The following is a 23,548-nucleotide window of genomic DNA, read 5'->3' as shown; positions in this document are numbered from 1 at the left end:
TCTGGAGAGCAATCATGACTCTGCATCGCGTTGCGCGTGTTACCAATGTGCCCGAAGACCGGGGTCTGGAAGTGCAAGTCCAGGGCAGCAAGATTCTACTGTTGCGGGCCGGTGAGCAACTTCGCGCTTATCAGGCCGAATGCCCCCATGCCGGCGCCCCGCTGGCTGACGGTGCGGTATGCAACGGTCGTCTGACCTGTCCGTGGCACAAGGCGCAGTTTCGGATCGAGGATGGCGGGCTGTGTGAACCGCCAGCCCTGGACAGTCTCAAGCGCTATCCCCTCGAAGTCCGTGACGGCGACATCTGGGTCGGCGACCAGCCGTTATCGGACGCCCACACGCCACCGGCCGACGATCCACGAACCTTCATTATTATCGGCGCTGGCGCGGCAGGCACGGCGGCAGCAGCAGCGTTGCGCGAGAAAGGCTTCGGTGGCCGGGTGCTGTTGATCGACCGCGAAGCCGATGCCGGATACGACCGCACTGCGCTGAGCAAATACGTGATCGCCGGGGAAATGCCGCCGCAGGAAGTCCCGCCGCTGCGCGACGAGGCGTTTTACCGCGAGCAGCGGATCGAGCGCCTGCAGGGCGAAGTGGCCAGCCTGGACGCATCAAACCGCACACTGCGGCTGACTGACGGCCAATCACTGACCTACGACGCCGCGCTGCTGGCCACCGGCGGCGAACCCAAACTGTTGACGCTGCCCGGCGCCGACTTGCCGCAGGTGTTCGTTTTACGCTCCAGAGTCCATGCACAGCAGATTCTGCACAGCGCCAGCGCCGGCCAACGGGTGGTGATCATCGGCGACAGTTTCATTGCCATGGAGTCCGCCTCGTCCCTGCGCCAGCTTGGCCTGGACGTGACTGTGCTGGCCCGCCACGCAGTGCCATTTGCCAAACAGTTCGGCGAAACAGTCGGCAAGGCCATTCGCGCGCGGCATGAAGCCCATGGCGTAATATTTCATACTCAAGGCAATGCAGCGCAGATCGAAGGAACGGACAAGGTTGAAGCCGTGCGCCTGGACAACGGCCAACGCCTGGCGGCCGATCTGGTGCTGGTCGGCATTGGCGTCACGCCGGCCACCGCGGCCTTCACCGGGCTGGCGAAAGAGCAGGATCAGTCGCTGCGTGTCGACGGCGCAATGCGCGTGGCCGACGGCCTCTGGGCGGCTGGCGATATCGCCACCTTCCCGCTGAACAACCAATACGTGCGCATCGAACACTGGCGACTGGCCCAACAGCAGGCGCGGATCGCAGCGGCCAATATGCTGGGCGGGGACGAGCATTACCTCGACGTGCCGTTTTTCTGGACCTGGCATTTCGGCAAGACCTACGACTACCTCGGGCACGCCGAGGCCTGGGACGAAGTCGAGTTCAAGGGCGACCCTTACGATCCACCCTTCATAGGCCTGTTCGGAAAAAATGGCGTGGTGTCCGCGGCGCTAGCCTGCGAGATGGACCGGGCCATGGCGATGCTTGCCGAGCGGATGAAACAACCGTTGCCCTGGGAAGAGGCATGGCGCCTGATCCGTGACGTTCCCTAGGGGGGCGGACAGCAAAACGCCCGGCACCTGCGTGATGCAGAGGCCGGGCGTTACTGTATAAACGGCCGCCGTTATTCGGTGGCACCGGTTTCCGCAAACTTGCTCATGACAAAACCGGCAAACTCTTCGACGGTCATTTTCTGGCCGTTGAAATCCACCTGATTGTTGGCGTAATGCAAGTTGGTGACGATATTGTTGCCGTCCAGTTTCGCCAGTTGGCTGCCGACCGCCATGCTGCCGAACATGTCTGCGGTGGCGGTGGCCTGATCGGCAATCAGCTTGGCGTCGGTCTGACCGTCGATTTGCGACTGCACGGTGAGTACATCGACCAGCATGGGTTTGGACACTTTCAGTTTGAAGTCCAGCAACGCGATCAACTGCCTGACCAGTTGATCGGTCGGCAGGTCGATGGTTTGTGGCTTGGTCAGGTTGAGCACCATGTTGGCGCGGCTCTCACCGTTGGCCGTGTTGAACGACAGGTTTTCCAGGGCCACCTGCGGACCGGCCGCCAGCAGTTTTTCCAGGCTGGATTTGAGCAATGCCTCTTCGGCTTCGGTCAGTTTCAGCTCCGGTGCCGGCAGGCCCGCTTCCACCGCTTCGGCCGCCGCACGCTCATACGGCTGCAGTTTGCTCTGGTAGACCTGCATCAACGACATCGTGGCCGGAATGTCGAGGTTCTTCACGCTCATGGTCAGCGCACCGGAACCGATGGTCTTGCCATTCAGGGACACTTCGCCAACTTTATAATCGGCACGCCCGGAAGCGTTGCTGCCCTTTTCTTCCGTCAGGTTTTTCATCTCGAATTTCTTGAAGTCCAGCACCGACTGCTTGACGCCAAAAGTCGATTTGCCGCTGGCCAGTTCAAGGACGTTCTCGCCGACATAGAAGCCGTAGGTACTTTTGGTCAGGTTGCTGGCCAGGGTCAGGCCGTTCAACTCAACCTGCACCGGTGCCTGGTCTTCAGAAACGGTGGTCACTTTCAGGCTGTCCATGTAGCCGGTGGCCTTGACCTTCTGCGCCTTGGCGCTCGCGTCGACGTCCATGCTCAGGCCGGAGAATTTCATGCTCGACTGGTCATCCAGCGCCATTTCCAGCGGCTGCAACTCGAAGGTGCCATTGGTAGCGTTGTCATAGCCGATGTTGACCACGCCGGTCAGTGGGGACTTGTCCTTGGCGGCGGCAAACCACTTCTCGGTGAGCGGGGTCTTTTCCAGTTCGTAGTGACTGGTCGCCAGGACCGGCAGCCACTTCAGCGACATCAGCCGCGAGAACGGCAACGGGCCGTGTTCGATGTGATCGACAAACAGCAGCTCGACCGGTGCTTCGCCGAACATTTCACCTTCGCCCTTGAGACGATAGTGCGCAGTACTGCTGAATACATGACGCTCCAGCGACACCAGTTCCAGCGAAGCGGTGCCGTTGGAACCGACCATGGCCGCTTGCAGCTCCTTGTTGGCATCGGCAATCGAGGAGTTCAACACACCTTCGAGCCTGGTGCCGGTGAACCAGGCACCGCCTGCGCTGATGGCACCGATTGCGACAACGATTCCCAGTAGCACGCCTGCTGATTTGTTCATGTATGACCCGTTCAATGTCCGTTGTTGAAAGTGTGGTCGTCTTCCCTGAACCCATGACGGGTTGCGGCTCGACAGTGCTGAAAGTGGAATGCAGATTAGCATCAGGCGCGACGAACGGCCCAATGATTAAAGGTGAAGGAGTGTCTTGGGGGATCTCAGGGTTCGAATTTTTCGCTGTGCATTCAATCGCCTTCGCGAGCAAGCCCGCTCCCACATTGGAATGCGTACTCCTGTGGGAGCGGGCTTGCCCGCGAAGGCGTCAGAACAGCCAACACAAAATCAGGAGTATTGGACTTCGATCTCATCCAGTTGATGATCAAAGCTTTTAAGCCGCGCCGTCCAGGTGTACACCAGCACTTCGAAGTCGCGGTTGATCACCGCTCCGCCCGTCACTTCCGCGCGTGGGTCGCAGACGTCCAGTTGATAACGTTCACGGGCCATGGCCGTGGCGACATCGGCCAGCTCCCGGGCATTGCTGAGCCAGTGCCGATCGTCGTCAGCCACTTGCCGGTCCAGCGCCAGGCATTGTTTTTTCAGGGTTTCGAGGCTTTTTTCCAGCGGCGTGCCGGTCAATTCGCCCATGACCTCCTGAAACGTGCGACCCGGTTGCCAGTAACTGCCCCAGAAATAGCGGTCGAACACTGTTTCGACACGACGCAACGCCACCTTGGTATCCCAGATCAGGACCAGGGTCTTGCCTTGTTCGAGTTGTCTTTTTTTGATGCGCTGATTCTGGACCGACGCCCAGGCCACCACCGCAACGGACATCACGGCTATCAACGCGACGGCACTGTCGAGGAACACCAGAGCCTTGTCGATCTGGTGGGCCAGCATGACGCCGTAGAAATAGGTGGCCGATAGCAGCACCAATGCCACGATGGCGCACCAGAAGCCAAGAGCATAAGGGTTTTTCATTGTTGGTTTCCCCCTGACCTGCGCGAGCCTTGTGCGAAGAAAGGGCGCTTTGCACAAGGCGCCTTTCCAACACTTCAAAGCATAGCAACGGCCTCAGGGTTTGCCGGAGTTCGACGCTTGCGTTCGTCCGCTTTCCCAGCCGCCGCCCAACGCCAGGAACAAATCGATCTGGCTGGCGGCTACCTGGGTGTTGGCAGCGGCCAATTGCGCCGTGACATCCGTGTAGGTGCGGGTCGCTTGCAGGTCAGCCAGGAACGATTCGCGGCCGGCCTGGAAGAAGCGATGGGTCTGTTCGGCCGCCAGTTTTGCCGATTGCTCGGCATCGGCCAGGGCGTCGCGGCGTTGCAGCAGGGCCGAGTATTGGGCAAGGCTGGTCTGGGTTTCACGAATCGCGTTGAGCACCACCCCATCGAAATGCGCCAGCGTCGCCTGGGTCACCGCTTCGGCTTCGCGGATGCGCGCCCGGGCGCCGTTGGTCGGCACCTTCCAGGTCAGCGACGGGCCGAAGCCCCAGCGGTTGGTCGACGGGTCGCCGAGATCGTCGAGGATACCGACGGTACCGATGGTCGCGCCGATGCTGATATTCGGGTACAGCTCACCCGTGGCAACCCCGATACCGGCCGTCGCGGCCGCCAGTCGCCGCTCGGCCTGCCGCACATCGGGGCGACGCTTGAGCAACGCGGCGCCATCGCCCACCGGGACCAATTGCGCGATTTTCGGCAGCTCGTCGCAGGTGGCGGTGCCGGCCGGCAGTTGATCCACCGGCTTGGCCAGCAACATCGACAGGCGATACAGCCCGGCCTGACGTGAGGCCTCATAGCGCGGCATGTCGGCGCGCAGGGATTTGAATTGGGTTTGCGAGCGGGTGACCTGGGTTTCATCGCCACGCCCGGCATCGCGCAGGCGCTGGATCAGTGTGGTGCTTTGCGCTTGCAGGTCGAGGGAGTGCTGGGCGATTTCCCGCTCTTCATTGGCCGCGCACACCTGGGTGTAGGCCCGCACTACGTCGGCCACCACAGTGATGCGTGCCGTATCGGCGGCGGCCTGCGTCGCATCGGCATTGGCCTTGGCCGCTTCGATACCGCGTTGCAAGGTCCCGAACAGGTCGAACTGGTAGGACGCGCTGATGCCGATGTCGCCAATGTTGGCCACCGGCACTTTTTCCGGTAGCAGGAACGCCTGACCGGACTCCTGCAAGCGCTGGGCGCCCATCTGCACGCCGCCGCTCCAGCCGCCCGCCGCTTCGGCCTCATCCACCTGAGCGCGAGACCGCGACAGGCTGGCCGCCGCCACGCGCAAATCGGTGTTGGAGGCCATGGCCTGCTGTACCAGCTGGTCGAGTCGCGGGTCCTTGTACAGGCGCCACCAATCGGCTGGCACCGGTGCGGACACCACCGTTTTGCCATCGACCGCCAGATCGCCCTGGATATCTGGACGATGGACAGCCGCCTCTTCGGGCAAGTGATAATCCGGCCCGACCATCTGGCACGCCGACAGCAGCAAACCCAAACCGGCGACCGCCAAACCCGAGGCCTTACTCATTGCGCCGGCTCCCGTTGCTGATCGTCGATGATCGATACCGTGGCGGTACGCCCGGCGATCATGCGGAAATCTTCCGGCACGTCATCGAAGGCGATGCGCACCGGAATCCGTTGGGCCAGGCGCACCCAGCTGAAGGCCGGGTTGACGTTGGGCAGCAGGTTGTTGCCGCTGGTGCGGTCGCGGTCTTCGATACCGGCGACGATGCTTTCTACGTGCCCGCGCAAGCGCGCATTGTCGCCGATCACCCGGATGTCGACGCTCTGGCCGATATGGATGCCGTTCAGTTTGGTTTCTTCGAAATAGCCGTCGATGTGGAACGAATTGCTGTCGACCACTGACAACACCGGACGCCCGGCGCTGACGAACTCCTGGGTCCGTGGCGCACGGTCGTTGACGTAGCCGTCCACCGGGCTGCGGATCACCGAGCGGTCAAGGTTGAGCTGCGCGCTGTCCACCGCCACCTGGGCTTCCATCAAGGCCACCTGGGCGCGGGCCACTTTCGACTGGCTTTCTTCCAGTTGCTCAGCCGGCACAAGGTTACCGAGACCTTTGTTTCGCTTGGCCTCACGCTGGGCCTGGGCCAGGGTTTCTTCGCGGTCGGCGACAGCCGCTTTCGCTTGGCGCAGTGCCAGCTTGAAGCGGTCCGGATCGATGCTGAACAGCACCTGGCCGCGCTTGACCAACTGGTTGTCGCGCACCTCCACTTGCTGGATCAACCCGGAAACATCCGGCGCGATTTGCACGATGTCGGCACGGATGTGCCCATCGCGGGTCCAGGGCGCGAACATGTAATACATCACCATGCGCCAGACCACGACCACGGCGAAGCTCACGATCAGCAGGGTCAGCACCACGCGACCAAGGGTTAGAAAGGGTTTTTTCATGTCATCAGGTATCGACTGAGTGAGTCCACGGCGCCAAGCAGCAGGGCGTAGAGGGCCACGTTGAACAATGCCCGGTGCCAGACCAGACGGTAAAAGTGCAGGCGCGTCAGCACCCCGTGCACCAACAGGTACAACACATAGGTAATGCCCATCAGCACCAGCAGCGTGGGCAGAAACACCCCGCTGACATCCAGGTCACCGATCATAAAGGCGCTCCATCAATGCCATGGGGAAGCGGTTCTTCGGGCTCGGCGGCGCCGACGAATTCGACGCCGGGCAACAATGCCAGGCGCAGGCCGCTCAGGGCGTGCAGCAGATGCCGACGGGTTTCGTCATCGCCGGCACCACTGAGGGCGCGACGTGTGCGGTCGAGGGTCATCAGCAGCTGGCTCGGTGCCGGCAAGCGCTCACCGGCCTTGAGACAGGCCTTGAAGTACTCGCCAACCTCGGCCACCACCTGGCGCAGCAGCACCTGCGGCACACCGAGGACCCGCGGCGTATGGGCCAGCAGGTCCAGCAGATTCAGCGCCACCCGCACTTCCCGCAGCGCCACGCCGGAGTCCTGGCCGGTCATGGCCAGGCGCGGCAGGTGCTGCATCAGCCGATCGAGCATCTTTATGCCCAACAGCCGATGTTCGGACAACGTGGCCGGCTCGGAGAGGCCGACAATGTCACGCCAGCTGAAACGGGTCAGGCGCTTGGCTGCCAGCTCGGCCCCGAACGGCCGGGCGATCAGGGTCCAGATGAACGCGAACAGCAGCCCCATGGGACCGGCCAGGTTGGAGTTGGCGAAACTGAGGAAGTCGGCGTCGTAGGCCCCCTGAATACTGATGAAGGACGAGGTGTTGACCAGGGTCAGCAGCATGCCCAGGTAAAACTGCGGCTTGACCGTCAGGGTGCCGACACAAATGAACGGCACGGCAAACGCCAGCACCAGCATCGGAAAGTCATGCAGGTTGGGCAGCACGAGAAACAGATAAAGGCTGGCGAACACCACCGACATCGCCGTCCAGAAAAAGAACCGGTAAATCTGCGGCGCCGGGTCGTCCATCGAAGCGAAGAAGCTGCACGCCACCGCCGCCAGGATCACGGCGCTGCCGCCATCGGTCCAGCCGAGCAGAATCCACAACACCGAGGCCACGATAATCGCGGTGACGGTGGAAGCCGCGGAATACAACATCAGGCCGCGATCCAGAAACGGGGACAGTCGCCCCAGCCGCCAGTGCCGATACACCGCGCGCCAGCTGTCCTGGCTTTCGCACTGGATGGCGTATTGCAGGCTGCGGCAGTCCTGCCACAAATCGATCCACTCGCCGAGACGGTAGATGGCATTGGAGAACAGCAGCTGCTTGCGGTCATCCAGCGCTTCGGAGGCGGGTTGCAGGGCTTCCAGTTGATCCTTCAGTGCTTGCCAGCGGTCGAGGTCGGCATCCTTGTGCCCGAGCCATTCGGTGGTGGCCGTCAGCAACGGCGCGAACTTATCCACAAGCTCGGGCGTACGCCGTTCCAGGGCATAAAGCGCGTCGTCGAGGGCATCGACTACCGGCAGCAGGTGAATCATCCGCCCACGCAACTCCTTGGTATTGCGCACCGTCTGCGGACGCGAACCTTCGTGGGGCAACTGACCGATCATCAACTCCAGGGAGTTGAAGGTGGCGACCATCGATGCGCGCAACGCGCTGACTTCTTCAGGCTGCACGTTGCGACTGAGGAAGCGCAGGCTGTAGGTCGATGCATCGGTAAACCATTTGCTCACCGAATCATTGAACACCGGCGCCAGGCGCCGCGGCCAGAACATGGCACCGACCACCGCCGCTACGACGATGCCCAGAAAGATTTCTTCAGTCCGCGCTTCGGCCACGTCCCACACCCCCAGCGGGTTGTTCACCACCGGCAGGGCGATCAACGGCAAGGTGTAACCGGCGAGCATCAAGGCGTAGTTGTTCGCGGTGCGCAAATGCAGGGACAGAAACAGCAGCGTGCCGGTCCACAGTGCAATCACCACCACCAGCACGTAGGGGCTCTGCACGAACATCGGCACGAACAGAACGGCCGCAGCAGCGCCGATAAAGGTCCCGATTGCCCGGTACAACGCCTTGGAACTGGTAGGGCCGAGAAACGGGCTGGAAACGATGTACACCGTGGCCATCGCCCAGTACGGACGCGGCATTTGCATGAGCAGGGCGATGTACAGCGCGATCATCGATGCGGCGAAGGTGCGGACCCCGTAGAACCAGTCTCGCGCCGGGGGCATGCCAGCAAAAAAACCGTTCAAGAGTTGGCCACCGATGGCGGCGTGGCCGCTTCAAAAGCTCTCAGTACCCGCAGCGTAGCTTCCAGATCACTCGGGTCAATGCCTTCCAGGACTTCCTGGCGCAAGCGCACCAACTCCACTTCGACCGCCTGCACCAGCTCCCGGCCGGCGTCGGTCAGGCTCAGGCATTTGGCGCGGCGGTCCTGCGCGTCTTCGGTCCGGCAGACGTAACCGGAATGGCACAGTTGATCAAGCAGGCGCACCAGCGATGGACTCTCCATCCCGGCGGCTTGCGCCACCGTCACCTGGCGCACGCCCTCGCCCAGGCGCCCGATCATCAACAGCGGAACGGCGCAGGCTTCGGAGATTCCATAGTTGACCAGCGTGGTCTGGCAGATTTTGCGCCAATGCCTGGCGGCCACCACCATGGCACTGCTGATGTTCATCTGGAGAACGTCGAGGTTGTTCGGCACGAGGGAAAATACACACTGTTAGTTTGCTAACTATCAATATTGCATTGGAGAGGATTTTCCGTCAAGTTTTGAAACAATTACGTAACAGCGACCTGCCGAGAGCCCTCAACGTTTACTGGCGCGCTCATACACCTCACTGCGTTCGCGCTTTCCTACTGCAACGACAGAAACAACAATGCGCTCATCTATCACCTCGTAGACGAGTCGATATCCCGATGACCTCAGCTTGATCTTGTAGCAGTCAGGCATGCCATGCAGTGCGTCAGACTGGATTCGAGGCACCTCAAGCCGCTCTGACAGCTTCTTTTTGAATTGCTCACGCACTGTGTGCCCCAGCTTGTCCCATTCTTTGCGTGCAGACGGGAGAAATTCGAGCTTATAAGTCATCCAGCGTTACCGGGATCGGCGTTTCATGACGACGAGAACGCACGAGTTCCGCCAACTCCAAATCATCAAGGCGCTCCATCATGGCTTCGAACACATCGGCAGGAACCATGTAGCCCATGACGCGATTGTGATTGAGCACCGCGACGGGCCCTCCATGGGCGCCATTCAAAACGGCAGAGGGGTTTTTCTTTAGTTCAGACACGCTGACAGCCATATCGGCCAAAACATTTTGCATAATTAAGACCTCAAATAAGGTCTTAATTTTGGTCAATTAGTTCGATCAGAGCAACCTCTGTGAACCGCCGCCTATCCGTTATTTACACCCCCCGCCCCTTCCTCAACATCACATCCAGTTGATCCACCACCTCCGCCCAATCTGCGTCATCGAGTATCTCTTCACGCAGAAGCTCCGCCTGGCTCGGGCTCCAGAAAAATGCATCCGCAAGGTGCAGTTCCGGTTTGAGCGGTGAATGGGTGGCGATGAATTTATCGATGCTTTCGGCGTCGTCCGGCAGGCCGAGTTGTTTGAACAGCGAAGGGAGGTTGTGGGTTGGGCTTTCCATATCGAACTCCTGGGGACCAATTCAGGGACCGCTACGCGGTCATCGCGAGCAAGCTCGCTCCCACAGGTTTTGTGATCGACACAGACCCCTGTGGGAGCGAGCTTGCTCGCGATGACGGCAGCGAGGACGCTGCAGACCTAATGACTCAACTCCCGCACCTCCGCATGCGGCACCATTTTCAGGAACTCGGGCATGTCCATGCGCAACAGGTTGACGTGGTTGCCGGCCTCCAGATAGATGTCTTTCTGCCGGGTCAGCAGCGGGTCGATGACCACTTCCAATCCATAGGACTCACCCAGCGCCGGTACGGCACCGCGCTCGCAATCGTCGAACAGGTGCGCCAGGTTGCTTTCGCGGGAAACCTGCCACTCACCGCTGCTGCGGACCTTGCTCAGGTCAAGGTGACGGCTGGCGGGCAGCACGGCCATCAGGTAGTGCCCATGGTGATCGTCGAGGATCACCGATTTGGCCACCCGTTCGGCAGGAATACCGGCGACCCGCGCCGTTTCGAGGCTGCTGGCCGAGTGTGGGTGGCTGACGATGTCATATTCGCATTGAGCCTTTTCCAGGCTTCGCTGCACGGTTCTTGCCATACGCATGATGCACCTCGGTGTCCGCCGTGATCGCTGGCAGACGATGGTTAAAGCGTTGCTTGCGTAGTAAAAGTCTAGGCCCGCCGGCGTGATCCGGTGGGAAATCCGCCCATCGGCCGACGACGACAATTGAGCAAAATTCATACAGGTCGAGGCTCAACTAAACTGTACTCAGAGCCACTCCACGACTCTCCCGGAGGGTCAAGTGAACACGCGTTGTTGTGCAGTTGCGTTGCTGTTGGCGTTGAGCGGATCGGCCTTCGCTGCCGACACGGTTGTGTTGCTGCTGCCCAATCCCGTGGGAATCTGGCTGATCACCTTCGGCATCGCATTCCTGATCGCCGAAGCGGCCCTGCCCAATTACGGCGTGATCGGCCTGGGCGGCATCGTGATGTTCGTGATCGGCGCGGTCATCCTGTCCAACACCGAAGTGCCCGTGCCGTTGATGATCGGCCTGGCAGTGGTCAGTGCGCTGCTACTGATCTACCTGGTGATTCACGCCCTGAAGACCCGACCGCGCCACATCGTCAGTGGTGATGCCGGGCTGCTCGGTAGCGTGACGGCAGTGACGTCATTGCAGGCCGGCAACGCCTATGGCGGCTGGATTCATTTGCAAGGAGAACAATGGCAAGTGCTCAGCGCGACGCCGCTGCAACCCGGACAACAGGTGCGGGTGGTGGGGCGCAAGGGCTTGCTGCTGCAAGTGGCCGCGGCTGACGCGGCGCCGGGCGGAGAATAGTCATGGGTTTGCAATTGGGTCTTGTCGCGCTGCTGCTGTTGCTCATCGCACTGGCGGGGTCGACGTTCCGCATCCTGCGCGAGTACGAGCGCGGGGTGGTGTTCCAGCTCGGGCGCTTCTGGCAGGTCAAAGGGCCCGGCCTGATCCTGCTGATTCCTGTGGTCCAGCAAATGGTCAGGGTCGACTTGCGCACCGTGGTGCTGGACGTGCCGCCGCAAGACGTGATCACCCGCGACAACGTGTCGGTCAAGGTCAACGCGGTGCTGTATTTCCGCGTGCTCGATCCGCAGAAGGCCATCATCCAGGTCGAGGATTTCCTGGCCGCCACCAGCCAATTGGCGCAAACCACGTTGCGGGCAGTGCTGGGTAAACACGAACTGGACGAACTGCTGGCCGAACGCGAACGGTTGAACCTGGACATCCAGCAAGTGCTCGACGCCCAGAACGACGCCTGGGGCATCAAGGTCGCCAACGTCGAGATCAAGCACGTGGACCTCAACGAATCGATGATCCGCGCCATTGCCAGGCAGGCCGAAGCCGAGCGGGAACGGCGCGCCAAGGTGATCCACGCCGAAGGCGAATTGCAGGCCTCGGAAAAACTCATGCAGGCCGCCGAAATGCTGGGCCGCCAACCGGGGGCCATGCAACTGCGCTACATGCAGACCCTGAGTTCGATTGCCGGCGACAAGAGCTCGACCATCGTCTTTCCGTTGCCGATCGAGTTGCTCAAGGGCATGGCTGACTTGTCGTCGAAACCCTGAACGCCGATCGGTCAGGACCTGGGCAGCACTTCGGACTCAGTGAGCCAGGTCAGCAGTCGATCAAGGCAGGCCTCGACCGTTTGTACCCCGGTGTCGAGCACCAGCGCCGCATCGACCGGCGCCTGATACGGCGCAGACACCCCGGTAAAGCCGCTCAACTCACCCCGTCGGGCACGGGCATAGTGACCTTTCGGATCACGTTGCTCGCACACCGCCAGGGCCGCGCTGCACCAGACTTCCCGGTAGTCATCACCGAGTCGCCGGGCGAACACGTCACGCAACTCCACCAAGGGCGCGATCATCGCCAGGATCACGATTTGTCCGTTCTCCACCAGCAACGATGCCAGTTCGCTGGCGCGGCGGATGTTCTCCTGACGATCGCTGTCGCCAAAGCCCAGGTCTCGGTTGAGCCCCACCCGCAGCCCGTCACCATCGAGCACCACGCTCTGCAGTCCGCGAGCAAACAACTCGGCGTGCAGCGCTTGCGCAAGGGTCGACTTGCCTGCGGCCGGCAGGCCGGTCAGCAGGATCGCCGCGCCGCGATGACCGTTGCGTCGCTCGCGCTGAGCCCGGCTTACGCTGGCGGTCGGGGCCTTCACGTCAGCGCACCGGGACATGCGCCACCGGCACCGTAATATCACCTGCCGCCCAGGCCGCTTCACGGTTGGCCAGGGCCGTGGCGATGGACTGGACTTGCGTCGATTGCACCTGATCCGGCAGCGGGTCGAGACCGGCGCTGGCGAAAATCTGCCCATAGGCGTTGCGCAGATCCGCGTAGGACAGGTCACGACGCAGATCGGCCTGCAAGGTGTTGAGTTCCCCCTGGATCAGATCAAGCTCTCCGATGCCGTCCGCCTGGTGACGGTTGCGCAACTGACCGACGATTTGCCCGTCGATGTCCGACAATTGCTGATTGGTCTTGAACTGGCGCAGGGCCTCGCGGTAGTTGGCATTGGCCACATACAGCTGCGCCAGCACCGCAATCGACATCGCCTGACGGCGCGCCGTGGCGACTTCTTCACCGGCCTTGGCTACGTCGATCGCCGCCGGAGCCGAGATCACGTTGAACAGGTTCCAGGTGACTTTGACGCCGTAATCAGCCCAGCCTTGCTCCACCAGGAACGAGTTGCTGTCGTAATGTCCGCCGGCGGAGAACTCCAGGCCCGGCAGCAGGCGCAACATGGCCTTGCGAGTTTCGGCTGCGCTGATGCGGGTCTGGTAATCCTGCTCACGCAGTTCCGGACGACTGGTCAGGGCTTCCTGTTCGAGGCTGGCCAGGTCGACCTTGAGCTCGGGAATCTCATAACCGTTATCGGTCGCCAGGGTCAGCTCCGTGCCCATCGGCAGGTTGATCAGGGTTGCCAGCTCGGTCTTGGCCAGTGACAACGCACGGCGCTGCTCTTCCAGTTGCCGTGTCGCCTCGATCAGCGAGCGCTGATAACCGAGGGCCTGCACCGGGTCGCCAATGCGCTGCTGGCTCATGCTCTGGCTGTTGTTGCGCGCGGTTTCAACCCGCGCCATCAGGCTGTCGATCTGTGTGAGCAGGCGTTCGGCGGCCATCGCCCGCCAGTACGCCGAACGCACGTCCTGGACGATGGTGTTGATCACCTTGCGCCGACGCTCCTGAACGATCAGGCGCTGGTCGCCCTGCTGCTTGGCGCTGATGTAGCTGACACCAAAATCGAGCACGTTCCAGACCATGGTCAGGTCCGCTACATCACGGTCGCGGTCCTGGGAGGTCGAAGGTTCCAGGGACTGCGTGCCGGTGCGCACACTCTGGCTGCTGGAGGCATTGACGTTGTTACGCCCCACGTATCCGGCGTCCAGCGCCATGCGCGGCAGCATGTCGAAACTGGCGAGGTCGAGCTGACGCTTGGCCAGGGCCTCTTCCATGATTTTCAACCGGCCTTCGAGGTTGTACTTCACCGCACGGGCCATGGCCTGGTGCAGGGTCAACGGGCCGCCAAGGGGCTCCTGCCCCTTGTACATGGCTTGCAGGTCACTTTTGGCCCGCTGCTCACTGACACTGCGTTCGATCGGCTCACTGGTGACTGCGCATCCGCTGATCGCCAGTGCCAGCAGGCTGGCGCCGAACAACTTATGACTTTTTTTCATCCTTGCATCGCCCCTGGGTGCCGCATCAAAAGTGAAAGTTCTCATCAGGCCTGCATTTCGCTGATGCCGGCCAGCTTCAGAGCGGCGGCCAGCTTGTCGACCTGCTGCTGCTCGTTGTCTTTGATTTGTTGCAATTGCTGACCCAGGGTCGGTGCGCCAAATACCCCGCGCAGGCCTTGGGAAACATCGCCGGACTTGATCGACTGACTGCCAAAGGCGTTCAACGAATCGCGCTCTGCACTGCTGTCCTGATTGAACAGGCTCGACAGCGTGCTGGTGCCAAACACACCGCCGTCGCCGCCACCGAATCCGAGGAAACCATGCCCCGAACCATCGCCACCACCGTCATTGCTACTGAAAACCTGCGCGATGAAACTCGGGGTCAATGCGCCGTGGTTCATGAAGATATCGCCCAACGGCCGGATGCCGTTGCCGATCACCCGTTGCTCGAACAACGGCTGGAAGGTCAATGGTGAAGTGAGGTTGCCCGTCGGAGGCGTGAAAATGGTCGGTTGCAGCGGCACGTTAGGCACATCGGGCAGCGTCACCGGGGTGCTGCTTTGGAACTCGGGGTCTACCGTTACGACGACAACCGATGAGGTCGGCACCGTGTTGATGACAAAATTGTCGGACTGGCTCACGCCGCTGCCACTGTTGCCGGCCATGTCGCTGATACCGGCGCGGTTGATGATGATCGCGTTGCTGGCGATATTGATGTTGGCGGTTGGTGTCAGCATCGCCGTCCAGGTCTTGCCGCCGTCGCTGCTGCTCAGGTCGGACAAGGTGCCGTTGGCAATACTGATGTCGGACAAATCAAAACCGCTGACCGCTTCGCTGAAGGTGATGGTCACCTGCGAGGTCTGGCCCACGCCCAGGTTCGGATTGGCGACCACGACGGTGGCGGTCGGCAGTTCGCTGTCGAGGGTGTAATTGTTCGACACCGCCACGGTGTTGCCCGTGTTGCCCACCAGATCGGTGACGTTGCCGGTGTCCAGGGCGATGAAGTTGCTTGGGTCGGTGACATTGGCCGTCGGCGTGAACGTCGCCGTCCAGGTCTTGCCGCCATCGCTGCTGGCGAGATTGCTCAGCTCGCCGTTGGTCACGCTCAAATCAGACAGATCGAAGTGGCTGACGGCCTCGCTGAAAGTGAAGGTCACCGTGGTGGTCTGGCCGATACCGAGGTTCGGGTTGGCAACCACGATGTTCACCGTTGGCCGGGTCGCATCGAGCGCGAAGTTGTTGGAGATAGCGATACTTGCACCGAAGTTGCCGGCAACGTCCTGCACTCGACCGGTGTCGAGCACGATCAGGTTGGTTGCATCGCTGACATTGGCGGTCGGCGTCAGGGTCGCGGTCCAGGTCACGCCGCCATCGCTGCTGCTCAGGTTCGACAGCGTGCCATTGGCAACACTGATGTCCGACAGGTCGAAACCGCTCACCGCTTCGCTGAAGGTGATGGTCACAGTGGTCGTTTCGCCGATGCCGAGCTGCGTGTCGGCAACCACGATGGTCGCCGTTGGCAGTACGGTATCGATGGCGAAGTTATTCGAGTCGGTGGTGCCCGCCCCCGCATTGCCCGACGTGTTGGCCACGCCGCTATTGTCGAGCGTGATCAGGTTGCTGGCGTCGGTCACGTTCGAGGCTGGCGTAAAGGCTGCTGTCCAGGTGATGCCGCCGTCACTGCTGCTGACATTGCTCAATGTACCGTTGGCGACGGTCAGGTCGGCATTGGTGAAACCGTTGACTGCCTCGTTGAAGGTGATGGTCACCAGGGTCGTTTCGCCGGCCTTGAGCGCGGTGTCGGCGATCACGATGCTGGCGGTCGGCACGCTGGTTTGCACCAGGTAATTCGCCGAATGGGTCACCCCGCTTCCGGTATTGCCTGCCGCATCAGTGACACCGGAGTTGTCCAGGGTGATCAGGTTGCTGGTGTCGGTGATGCTGGCGGTCGGCGTGAAAGTCGCGGTCCAGGTAACGCCACCGTCGCTGCTGCTCAACCCGCCCAAGGTACCGTTGGCGACGCTCAGGTCTGAACTGTCCAGGCCGCTGACCGCTTCGCTGAAGGTGATGGTCACCAGGGTCGTTTCGCCGGGACGCAGGTCGGTGTCGGCCATGACGATGGTCGCGGTCGGGCGCTGGGTGTCGATGGCGTAGTTATTCGAATCGGTGGTGCCGCTGCCGGCGTTGCCCGCCGCATCCTGGACACCGCTGTTATCGAGCTGGATGAGGTTGCTGGTGTCGGTGATAGCCGTCAACGGTGTCAGGATGGCCGTCCAGGTGATGCCGCCGTCGCTGCTGCTCACCGCGCTCAGGGTGCCATTGGCGATGGTCAGGTCGGCGTTACTGAAACCACTCACCGCTTCGCTGAAGGTGATGGTCACCAGCGAGGTTTCGCCGACGTTCAGGGCAGTGTCGGCGACCACGATGGTGGCCGTCGGGCGCACGGTGTCGATCGCGTAGTTGTTGGAGTCGGTGCTGCCGCTGCCGGCGTTGCCCGAGGCGTTTTGCACGCCGCTGTTGTCCAGGGTGATCAGGTTGCTGGCGTCGGTGATATTGGCGATGGGTGTAAAGGTCGCCGTCCAGGTGACGCCGCCATCGCTGCTGCTCACCGCGCTCAAGGTGCCGTTGGCGATGCTCAGGTCGGCGTTGCTGAAACCGCTCACTGCTTCGCTGAAGGTGATGGTCACCAGCGTGGTTTCGCCGACGTTCAGGGCGTTGTCGGCGACCACGATGGTGGCGGTTGGCAGCACGGTATCGATGGTGAAATTGGCGGAGTTGGTCGTACCGGTGCCGGCGTTGCCAGCCAGGTCGGCGATGCCGGTGTTGTCCAGGGTGATCAGGTTGGACGTGTCGTTGATCGCGGCGTTCGGTGTGAAGGTCGCCGTCCAGGTGATGCCGCCGTCGCTGCTGCTGACCGCGCTCAACGTGCCGTTGGGCACGGTCAGGTCAGCGTTGGTGAAACCGGTCACCGACTCACTGAAGGTGATGGTCACCAGGGTCGTTTCACCAGCACTCAAGGTCGGGTCGGCGACCACGATAGTCGCGGTTGGACGCAGGGTGTCGATGCTGAAATTGTTCGAATCGGTGGTGCCGCTGCCGGCGTTACCCGCCAGGTCAGCGATCCCGCTGTTGTCCAGGTTGATGACGTTGCTGGTGTTGGTGATGCTGGCGCTCGGCGTAAAGGTCGCCGTCCAGGTGATGCCGTCGCCAGTGCTCAAGCCGCTGAGCGTGCCGTTGGCCACGGTCAGGTCGGCGGTCGTGAAGCCCGTCACCGCTTCACTGAACGTGATCGTCACCAGCGAGGTTTCACCAATGGCCAGCGCGTTGTCGGCCACGACAATGGTGGCCGTCGGGCGCACGGTGTCGATGGCGTAGTTGTTGGAATCGGTGGTGCCGCTGCCCGCGTTGCCGGAGGCATTCTGCACGCCGCTGTTGTCCAGGGTGATCAGGTTGCTGGCGTCGGTGATGTTGGCGGTGGGTGTAAAGGTTGCCGTCCAGGTGACGCCGCCGTCGCTGCTGCTCACCGCGCTCAGGGTGCCGTTGGCAATGCTCAGGTCGGCATTGCTGAAACCGCTCACCGCTTCGCTGAAGGTGATGGTCACCAGCGAGGTTTCGCCGACGTTCAGGGCATTGTCGCCGACTACGATGGTGGCGGTTGGCAGCACGGTGTCGATGGTGAAATTGGCGGAGTTGGTCGTGCCGGTGCCGGCGTTACCGGCCAGGTCGGCGATGCCGGTGTTGTCCAGGGTGATCAGGTTGGACGTGTCGTTGATCGCGGCGTTCGGTGTGAAGGTCGCCGTCCAGGTGATGCCGCCGTCGCTGCTGCTGACCGCGCTCAACGTGCCGTTGGGCACGGACAGGTCGGCGTTGTCGAAACCGCTCACCGCCTCGGAGAAGGTGATGGTTACCAACGAGGTTTCACCGGCGCTCAGCGTCGTATCGGCCAGCACGATCGTGGCGGTTGGGCGAACCGTGTCGATGGCGTAGCTGTTGGAGTCGGTAGTACCGCTGCCGGCGTTGCCCGACAGGTCGCTGACCCCGGTGTTGTCCATGGTGATCAGGTTGCTCGTGTCGTTGATGCTCGCCGAAGGCGTGAACGTTGCCGTCCAGGTGATGCCGCCGTCGCTGCTGCTCACCGCGGTCAACGTGCCGTTGGTGATGGTCAGGTCGGCGTTGGTGAAACCGCTCACCACTTCACTGAAGGTGATCGTCACCAGCGAGGTTTCGCCGATGCTCAGCGCCGTGTCCGCCACCACGATGGTCGCCGTTGGACGCACGGTGTCGATCGCGTAGTTGTTGGAATCGGTGGTGCCGCTGCCGGTATTGCCCGAGGCGTTTTGCACACCGCTGTTGTCCAGGGTGATGACGTTGCCGGTGTCGGTGATGGCGCTGGTCGGGGTGAAGGTCGCGGTCCAGGTGATGCCGCCGTCGCTGCTGCTGACGGAGGTCAAGGTGCCGTTGGCGATGGTCAGGTCGGCATTGGAGAAACCGCTGACGGCTTCGCTGAACGTGATGGTCACCAGCGACGTTTCACCGATTTTCAACGCATTGTCGGCCACCACGATGGTCGCCGTCGGCAGCACCGTATCGATGGTGTAGTTGCCGGAATTGGTGGTGCCGCTGCCGGCGTTGCCGGCTATGTCGGTAACGCCGGTATTGGCCAGGGTGATGACATTGCTGGCGTCACTTATGCCTGCGGTTGGCGTAAACGTCGCGGTCCAAGTAATCCCGCCGTCGCTGCTGCTGACTGCGCTGAGCGTGCCGTTGGCGATGCTCAAGTCACTGTTGTCAAAACCGGTCACCGCCTCGCTGAAGGTGATCGTCACCAGTGAAGTTTCGCCGGCACTCAGGGTCGCGTCCGCCAGGACGATGGTGGCCGTCGGGCGCTGGCTGTCGACGGCGAAGTTATTGGAGTCGGTGGTGCCGCTGCCGGTGTTATCCGCTGCATCCTGCACACCGCTGTTGTCCAGTGTGACCAGGTTGGTTGCATCAGTGATGCCCGCCGTCGGCGTCAGGGTCGCGGTATAAGTGATGTTATCGCTGGTGCTGAGATTGCTCAGGGTACCGTTGTTCACCGTCAGGTCGGCCGTGGTAAAGCCAGTCACCGCCTCGGAGAACGTGATAGTCACCACCGATGTCTGACCAACCGCCAGCGCCGAGTCCGCGACCACAATGGTGGCTGTCGGGCGTACGGTATCGATGGCGTAGTTGTTGGAATCGGTGGTGCCGCTACCGGCGTTACCCGAGGCGTTTTGCACACCGCTGTTGTCCAGGGTGATCAGGTTGGTGGCGTCGGTGATGGTGCTGGTTGGCGTAAAGGTCGCGGTCCAGGTGACACCGCCGTCGCTGCTACTGACGGAGGTCAAGGTGCCGTTGGCGATGGTCAGGTCGGCATTGGAGAAACCGCTGACGGCTTCGCTGAACGTGATGGTCACCAGCGACGTTTCACCGATTTTCAACGCATTGTCGGCCACCACGATGGTGGCCGTTGGCTGCACCGTATCGATGGTGTAGTTGCCGGAACTGGTGGTGCCGCTACCGGTATTGCCGGCCAGGTCGGTCACACCGGTATTGGCCAGCGTGATGACGTTGCTCGAGTCATTCACGCCAACGGTTGGCGTGAAGGTCGCGGTCCAGGTGATCCCGCCGTCGCTGCTGCTCACCGCGCTCAGGGTGCCATTGGCAATCGTCAGGTCGGCATTGGTGAAACCGCTGACCGCCTCACTGAAGGTGATGGTTACCAGCGAGGTTTCGCCCGCTGCCAGTGTTGTATCGGCCAGTACAATCGTGGCGGTCGGACGCACCGTGTCGATGACGTAGTTGTTGGAATCGGTGGTGCCGCTGCCGACGTTGCCCGACAGGTCGCTGACCCCGGTGTTGTTCAGGGTGATCAGGTTGGTCGAGTCGTTGATGCTCGCGGAAGGTGTGAAGGTCGCGGTCCAGGTGATGCCGCCGTCGCTGCTGCTCACCGCGCTCAGGGTGCCATTGGCAATGGTCAGGTCGGCGTTGGTGAAACCGCTGACCGCCTCACTGAAGGTGATGGTTACCAGCGAGGTTTCGCCGATTCTCAGCGCCGTGTCCGTCACCACGATGGTTGCCGTTGGCCGCACGGTATCGATGGCGTAATTGTTCGAGTCGGTGGTACCGCTGCCGGCGTTGCCCGCCAGGTCGCTGACGCCGGTGTTGTCCAGGGTGATCAGGTTGGTCGTGTCGGTGATGCTGTTGGTCGGGGTAAAAGTCGCGGTCCAGGTTATACCGCCATCGCTGCTGCTCACCGCGGTCAAGGTCCCGTTGGCAATGGTCAGGTCGGCGTTGGTGAAACCGCTCACTGCTTCGCTGAAGGTAATGGTCACCAGCGAGGTTTCGCCGATTCTCAGCGCATTGTCCGCCACCACGATGGTTGCAGTCGGACGAAGCGTATCGATCGCATAGTTGTTCGAATCGGTGGTGCCGCTGCCGGTGTTGCCCGCCAGATCGCTAACCCCGGTGTTGTTCAGGGTGATCAGGTTGGTCGTGTCGGTGGTGCTCGCGGAGGGTGTGAAGGTGGCGGTCCAGGTGACTCCGCCGTCGCTGCTGCTGACTGCACTCAACGTCCCGTTGGCAATCGTCAGGTCGGCGTTGGTGAAACCGCTGACCGCTTCACTGAAGGTGATCGTCACCAGCGAGGTTTCGCCGACTCTCAGCGCATTGTCTGTCACCACGATGGTCGCCGTTGGCCGCACGGTATCGATGGCGTAATTGTTCGAATCGGTGGTGCCGCTGCCGGCGTTGCCCGCCAGGTCACTGATCCCGGTGTTGTCCAGGGTGATCAGGTTGGTCGTGTCGGTGATGCTAGCGCTCGGCGTGAAAGTCCCCGTCCAGGTGATGCCGCCATCGCTGCTGCTCACCGAGGTCAAGGTGCCGTTGGCAATGGTCAGGTCGGCATTGGTGAAACCGCTGACCGCTTCGTTGAAGGTGATGGTCACCAGGGAGGTTTCGCCGACTCTCAGCGCATTGTCCGCCACCACGATGGTTGCGGTCGGGCGCACGGTGTCGACCGTGTAGTTGTTGGAGTTAGTGGTGCCGACGCCGGCAGTGCCCAGAGCGTTTATCACCCCGGTGTTGTCCAGGGTGATGACGTTGGTCGTATCGGAAATACTGGCGGACGGCGTGAACGTTGCTGTCCAGGTGATGCCGCCATCACCACTGCTTAGCGCGGTCAAGGTGCCGTTGGCAATGGTCAGATCCGCATTGGTGAAACCGGTCACCGCCTCTGAGAAGGTAATGGTTACCAGGGACGTTTCACCGATGCTCAGTGTGGTGTCAGCGACCACAATGGTCGCGGTCGGTGGCGGTGCATAGGCGGTGTCGAGTATGCCACCGTCGTTGTAGAGGGACGCGACAGAGGTCGGCGAGGTACCGGATGTACCTCCGCCCTGCGCGGTACCGCCTGCACCACTGGCCGCGGCATTACCGGCCAGGGCGGCGAAGTTGGCGGCCGTCATCAGCAGCGTGCCTTTGTTCCAGATCGCACCGACGCCCCGGCCGCCCAGGCCGCCATTGCTGGCATTGCTGCCCTGGCCACCGCCACCGCCACCGCCGCCACCAGCGCCGATGTTGTTGCTGATGGTCGAGGTGCCGACGATGGTGAGGGTGCCGCTGCTGGCGTTGTAGATCCCGCCCACCGCATTGCCACCGGCGCCACCCACCTTGTCCCAACCGGCTCCGCCGCCACCACCGCCAATGGAAATCGTGCCATTGGTGGCCGTCGCACCGTTACCGCCGTTGCTGTAATAGGAAACGCCTATGCCGCCAGCCCCGCCAGTGGTGGTACCGCCGCGACCGCCCATGTGGGTGGCGTCATAACCGCCGCCGTAACCACCGACACCGCCGCCGCCCGCCTGGCCGCCCAATGTGCCGGTGCCCGGCCCTGCCGAACCGCCATGCCCGCCGCCCTGGCCGCCCAAACCGCCGCCACCGCCACCCCCACCGCCGTAAAAAGCGCCGGTGACACCGCCGCCGCCACCGCCACCAGAAGCGGCGTTGGAGGTCACGGTAACGTTTTTCAGGGTCAGAATCCCGGCGTTGAAAATCCCCCCGGCCATCGCGCCCGTGGCGCCGTAGCCACCGTTGCCGCCCGTACCCGACACCAGGCCACGGGTAATCACCAGGCCATCGAGGGTCACGGTGCTGCCGGACGTCACTTCAATCACTCGGGTCCTGTACTGGCCGTCGAGAATCACGTCAGCCGCACCGTCGTTGTTCAAGTCGCCATCAACGGTGATGTTCTTGTTGATCAGCAACTCGGACGTCAACTGCACCGTCATGCTGCTGTTGAAGGTGACGATATCGCCGTTCTGCGCCGAGGCGATCGCCGCGCGCAACGAACCGACGCCGGTGTTGGCGTTGTTGGTGGCGGTCCAGGTGGCAAGGCCCCACTGATAGTCGCTCATGGCCGTGGTCGAGAGGACGTTGGCGCTCTCGATGTTGCCGGTGACGATTTCCAGATCCCAGTCACCGCCCACGCCGGTACGGTTGTTCGAAGCTGCTACATCGCGGCCGGTCATTTGCGCCAGCGAATCGACAAAGCTCAGGCCACGCTCGCCTTCGGCGGTGTAGCAGCCGTAGATCAGGATGTCGCCGCCAGCGTTGATGTCCTTGCCGATTTCCGCCAGCACCGCGCTGCGGGCCGCGACGTTGTCGGCCGACAGATAGCTGTCGCCCAGCCACAGGTCGCCGACGTTGCCGTGGGCGATGATCTGCACCGAGCTGATACCCTGGTGCTGATCGAGGTAGTCGGCGATCTGTTGCAGCCCATCCTTGCCCGCGTCGAGTTTCACGACCTGGGTCCCGGGGGCGACGCCTGTGAGCAGGCTGTCGGCATCTTTCACCCGGGAGTCGACGAACACCACACTCTGCCCCGGCACCGCAACGGGACTGGCCGCCGGTGTGGCATCGGCCTGGCCGGGGGTATCGTTGCCAGCCGTCGGGTGATCGGCGATCGGCGCCTTGGCAGCATCGGCTGTGGAATGGCTGTCGGCCTGAGCGGCGGTATCGGCCACCGTGGCGGCGACTGCACCGTCGAACAGCATGCGCGGTTCAAGGGACATGATCATGGGCGCCGCTGGCGTCCGTTGGCCTTCGGTTACCCGTGACTTTGCCTTTGCCCCACCAAAAATGATCCACCACATGCTGCTCACCCGAACTCGAACGAATGTACGT

General features: G+C 62.0%; 17 protein-coding genes. 3 read left to right on the top strand and 14 right to left on the bottom strand.

From position 1 onward, the window contains the following. The first annotated feature begins 14 nt into the window (after positions 1–14). A complete protein-coding gene (locus KSS91_RS01470; protein ID WP_217836841.1) occupies positions 15–1,544 on the top strand; it encodes an FAD-dependent oxidoreductase in 1,530 nt (509 codons plus the stop codon). Between the two features lie 71 nt (positions 1,545–1,615). On the opposite strand, the gene KSS91_RS01465 is transcribed toward KSS91_RS01470, so the two are convergent. The 11 genes from KSS91_RS01465 to KSS91_RS01415 all read right to left on the bottom strand — a co-directional run bounded on the left by KSS91_RS01465 (position 1,616) and on the right by KSS91_RS01415 (position 10,738). Further along, the gene (locus tag KSS91_RS01465; protein WP_217836840.1) at positions 1,616–3,121 is read right to left on the bottom strand and encodes a YdgA family protein; all 1,506 of its coding nucleotides are present in this window, start codon (positions 3,119–3,121) and stop codon (positions 1,616–1,618) included. Positions 3,122–3,400: 279 nt separating this feature from the next. Beyond that, positions 3,401–4,036 carry a hypothetical protein gene (locus KSS91_RS01460; RefSeq protein WP_015092963.1) on the bottom strand — a complete coding sequence of 212 codons (636 nt, stop codon included), beginning with the start codon at positions 4,034–4,036 and terminating at the stop codon, positions 3,401–3,403. Between the two features lie 93 nt (positions 4,037–4,129). Then, complete coding sequence (locus tag KSS91_RS01455) at positions 4,130–5,578, bottom strand: efflux transporter outer membrane subunit (protein WP_217836839.1); 1,449 nt, start codon at positions 5,576–5,578, stop codon at positions 4,130–4,132. Further along, a complete protein-coding gene (locus tag KSS91_RS01450; protein WP_217836838.1) occupies positions 5,575–6,462 on the bottom strand; it encodes an efflux RND transporter periplasmic adaptor subunit in 888 nt (295 codons plus the stop codon). The genes KSS91_RS01455 and KSS91_RS01450 overlap by 4 nt, the downstream gene beginning before the upstream one ends. Continuing rightward, positions 6,459–6,668, bottom strand: a complete 210-nt coding sequence (locus tag KSS91_RS01445; protein ID WP_007975639.1) for a DUF1656 domain-containing protein — start codon at positions 6,666–6,668, stop codon at positions 6,459–6,461. Before KSS91_RS01445 ends, KSS91_RS01450 begins: the two co-directional genes overlap by 4 nt. Further along, positions 6,665–8,737, bottom strand: a complete 2,073-nt coding sequence (locus KSS91_RS01440) for an FUSC family protein (protein ID WP_217836837.1) — start codon at positions 8,735–8,737, stop codon at positions 6,665–6,667. Before KSS91_RS01440 ends, KSS91_RS01445 begins: the two co-directional genes overlap by 4 nt. Further along, positions 8,734–9,162, bottom strand: a complete 429-nt coding sequence (locus tag KSS91_RS01435; protein WP_172435674.1) for a MarR family winged helix-turn-helix transcriptional regulator — start codon at positions 9,160–9,162, stop codon at positions 8,734–8,736. The genes KSS91_RS01440 and KSS91_RS01435 overlap by 4 nt, the downstream gene beginning before the upstream one ends. A gap of 132 nt (positions 9,163–9,294) precedes the next feature. Further along, positions 9,295–9,576, bottom strand: coding sequence for a type II toxin-antitoxin system RelE family toxin (locus KSS91_RS01430; protein ID WP_217836836.1), 282 nt, complete (start codon positions 9,574–9,576; stop codon positions 9,295–9,297). Beyond that, positions 9,566–9,811, bottom strand: coding sequence for a type II toxin-antitoxin system prevent-host-death family antitoxin (locus KSS91_RS01425; RefSeq protein WP_007975643.1), 246 nt, complete (start codon positions 9,809–9,811; stop codon positions 9,566–9,568). Before KSS91_RS01425 ends, KSS91_RS01430 begins: the two co-directional genes overlap by 11 nt. Before the next feature lie 82 nt (positions 9,812–9,893). Next, on the bottom strand, positions 9,894–10,139 hold the full coding sequence (locus KSS91_RS01420; protein WP_015092958.1) for a DUF2789 domain-containing protein: 246 nt from the start codon (positions 10,137–10,139) through the stop codon (positions 9,894–9,896). Positions 10,140–10,276: 137 nt separating this feature from the next. Next, complete coding sequence (locus KSS91_RS01415; protein ID WP_217836835.1) at positions 10,277–10,738, bottom strand: aminoacyl-tRNA deacylase; 462 nt, start codon at positions 10,736–10,738, stop codon at positions 10,277–10,279. 199 nt (positions 10,739–10,937) lie between these two features. Between KSS91_RS01415 and KSS91_RS01410 the strand changes: the two genes are divergently transcribed. Together KSS91_RS01410 and KSS91_RS01405 are read left to right on the top strand one after the other, a co-directional pair. Beyond that, positions 10,938–11,471 (top strand): NfeD family protein, encoded by a 534-nt coding sequence (locus KSS91_RS01410; protein WP_015092957.1) that lies wholly within the window; start codon positions 10,938–10,940, stop codon positions 11,469–11,471. 2 nt (positions 11,472–11,473) lie between these two features. Continuing rightward, on the top strand, positions 11,474–12,232 hold the full coding sequence (locus KSS91_RS01405) for a slipin family protein (protein WP_217836834.1): 759 nt from the start codon (positions 11,474–11,476) through the stop codon (positions 12,230–12,232). Between the two features lie 11 nt (positions 12,233–12,243). Here the strand turns inward: KSS91_RS01405 and cysC are convergent, their stop codons facing one another. Genes cysC through KSS91_RS01390 form a run of 3 tightly spaced genes read right to left on the bottom strand, consistent with a single transcriptional unit; the run spans position 12,244 to position 23,442 of the window. Continuing rightward, complete coding sequence (cysC, locus tag KSS91_RS01400) at positions 12,244–12,849, bottom strand: adenylyl-sulfate kinase (protein WP_217836833.1); 606 nt, start codon at positions 12,847–12,849, stop codon at positions 12,244–12,246. Continuing rightward, a complete protein-coding gene (locus tag KSS91_RS01395; RefSeq protein WP_217836832.1) occupies positions 12,833–14,347 on the bottom strand; it encodes a TolC family protein in 1,515 nt (504 codons plus the stop codon). Before KSS91_RS01395 ends, cysC begins: the two co-directional genes overlap by 17 nt. Positions 14,348–14,391: 44 nt before the next feature. Continuing rightward, positions 14,392–23,442 carry an Ig-like domain-containing protein gene (locus tag KSS91_RS01390; RefSeq protein ID WP_437179725.1) on the bottom strand — a complete coding sequence of 3,017 codons (9,051 nt, stop codon included), beginning with the start codon at positions 23,440–23,442 and terminating at the stop codon, positions 14,392–14,394. Between the last annotated feature and the right edge of the window lie 106 nt (positions 23,443–23,548).

It is taken from the genome of Pseudomonas azerbaijanorientalis (assembly GCF_019139795.1).
GTDB lineage: Bacteria > Pseudomonadota > Gammaproteobacteria > Pseudomonadales > Pseudomonadaceae > Aquipseudomonas > Aquipseudomonas laurylsulfatiphila.
Note: the sequence above shows the minus strand (reverse complement) of the source record. Positions and strands in the feature narration are given on the sequence as shown.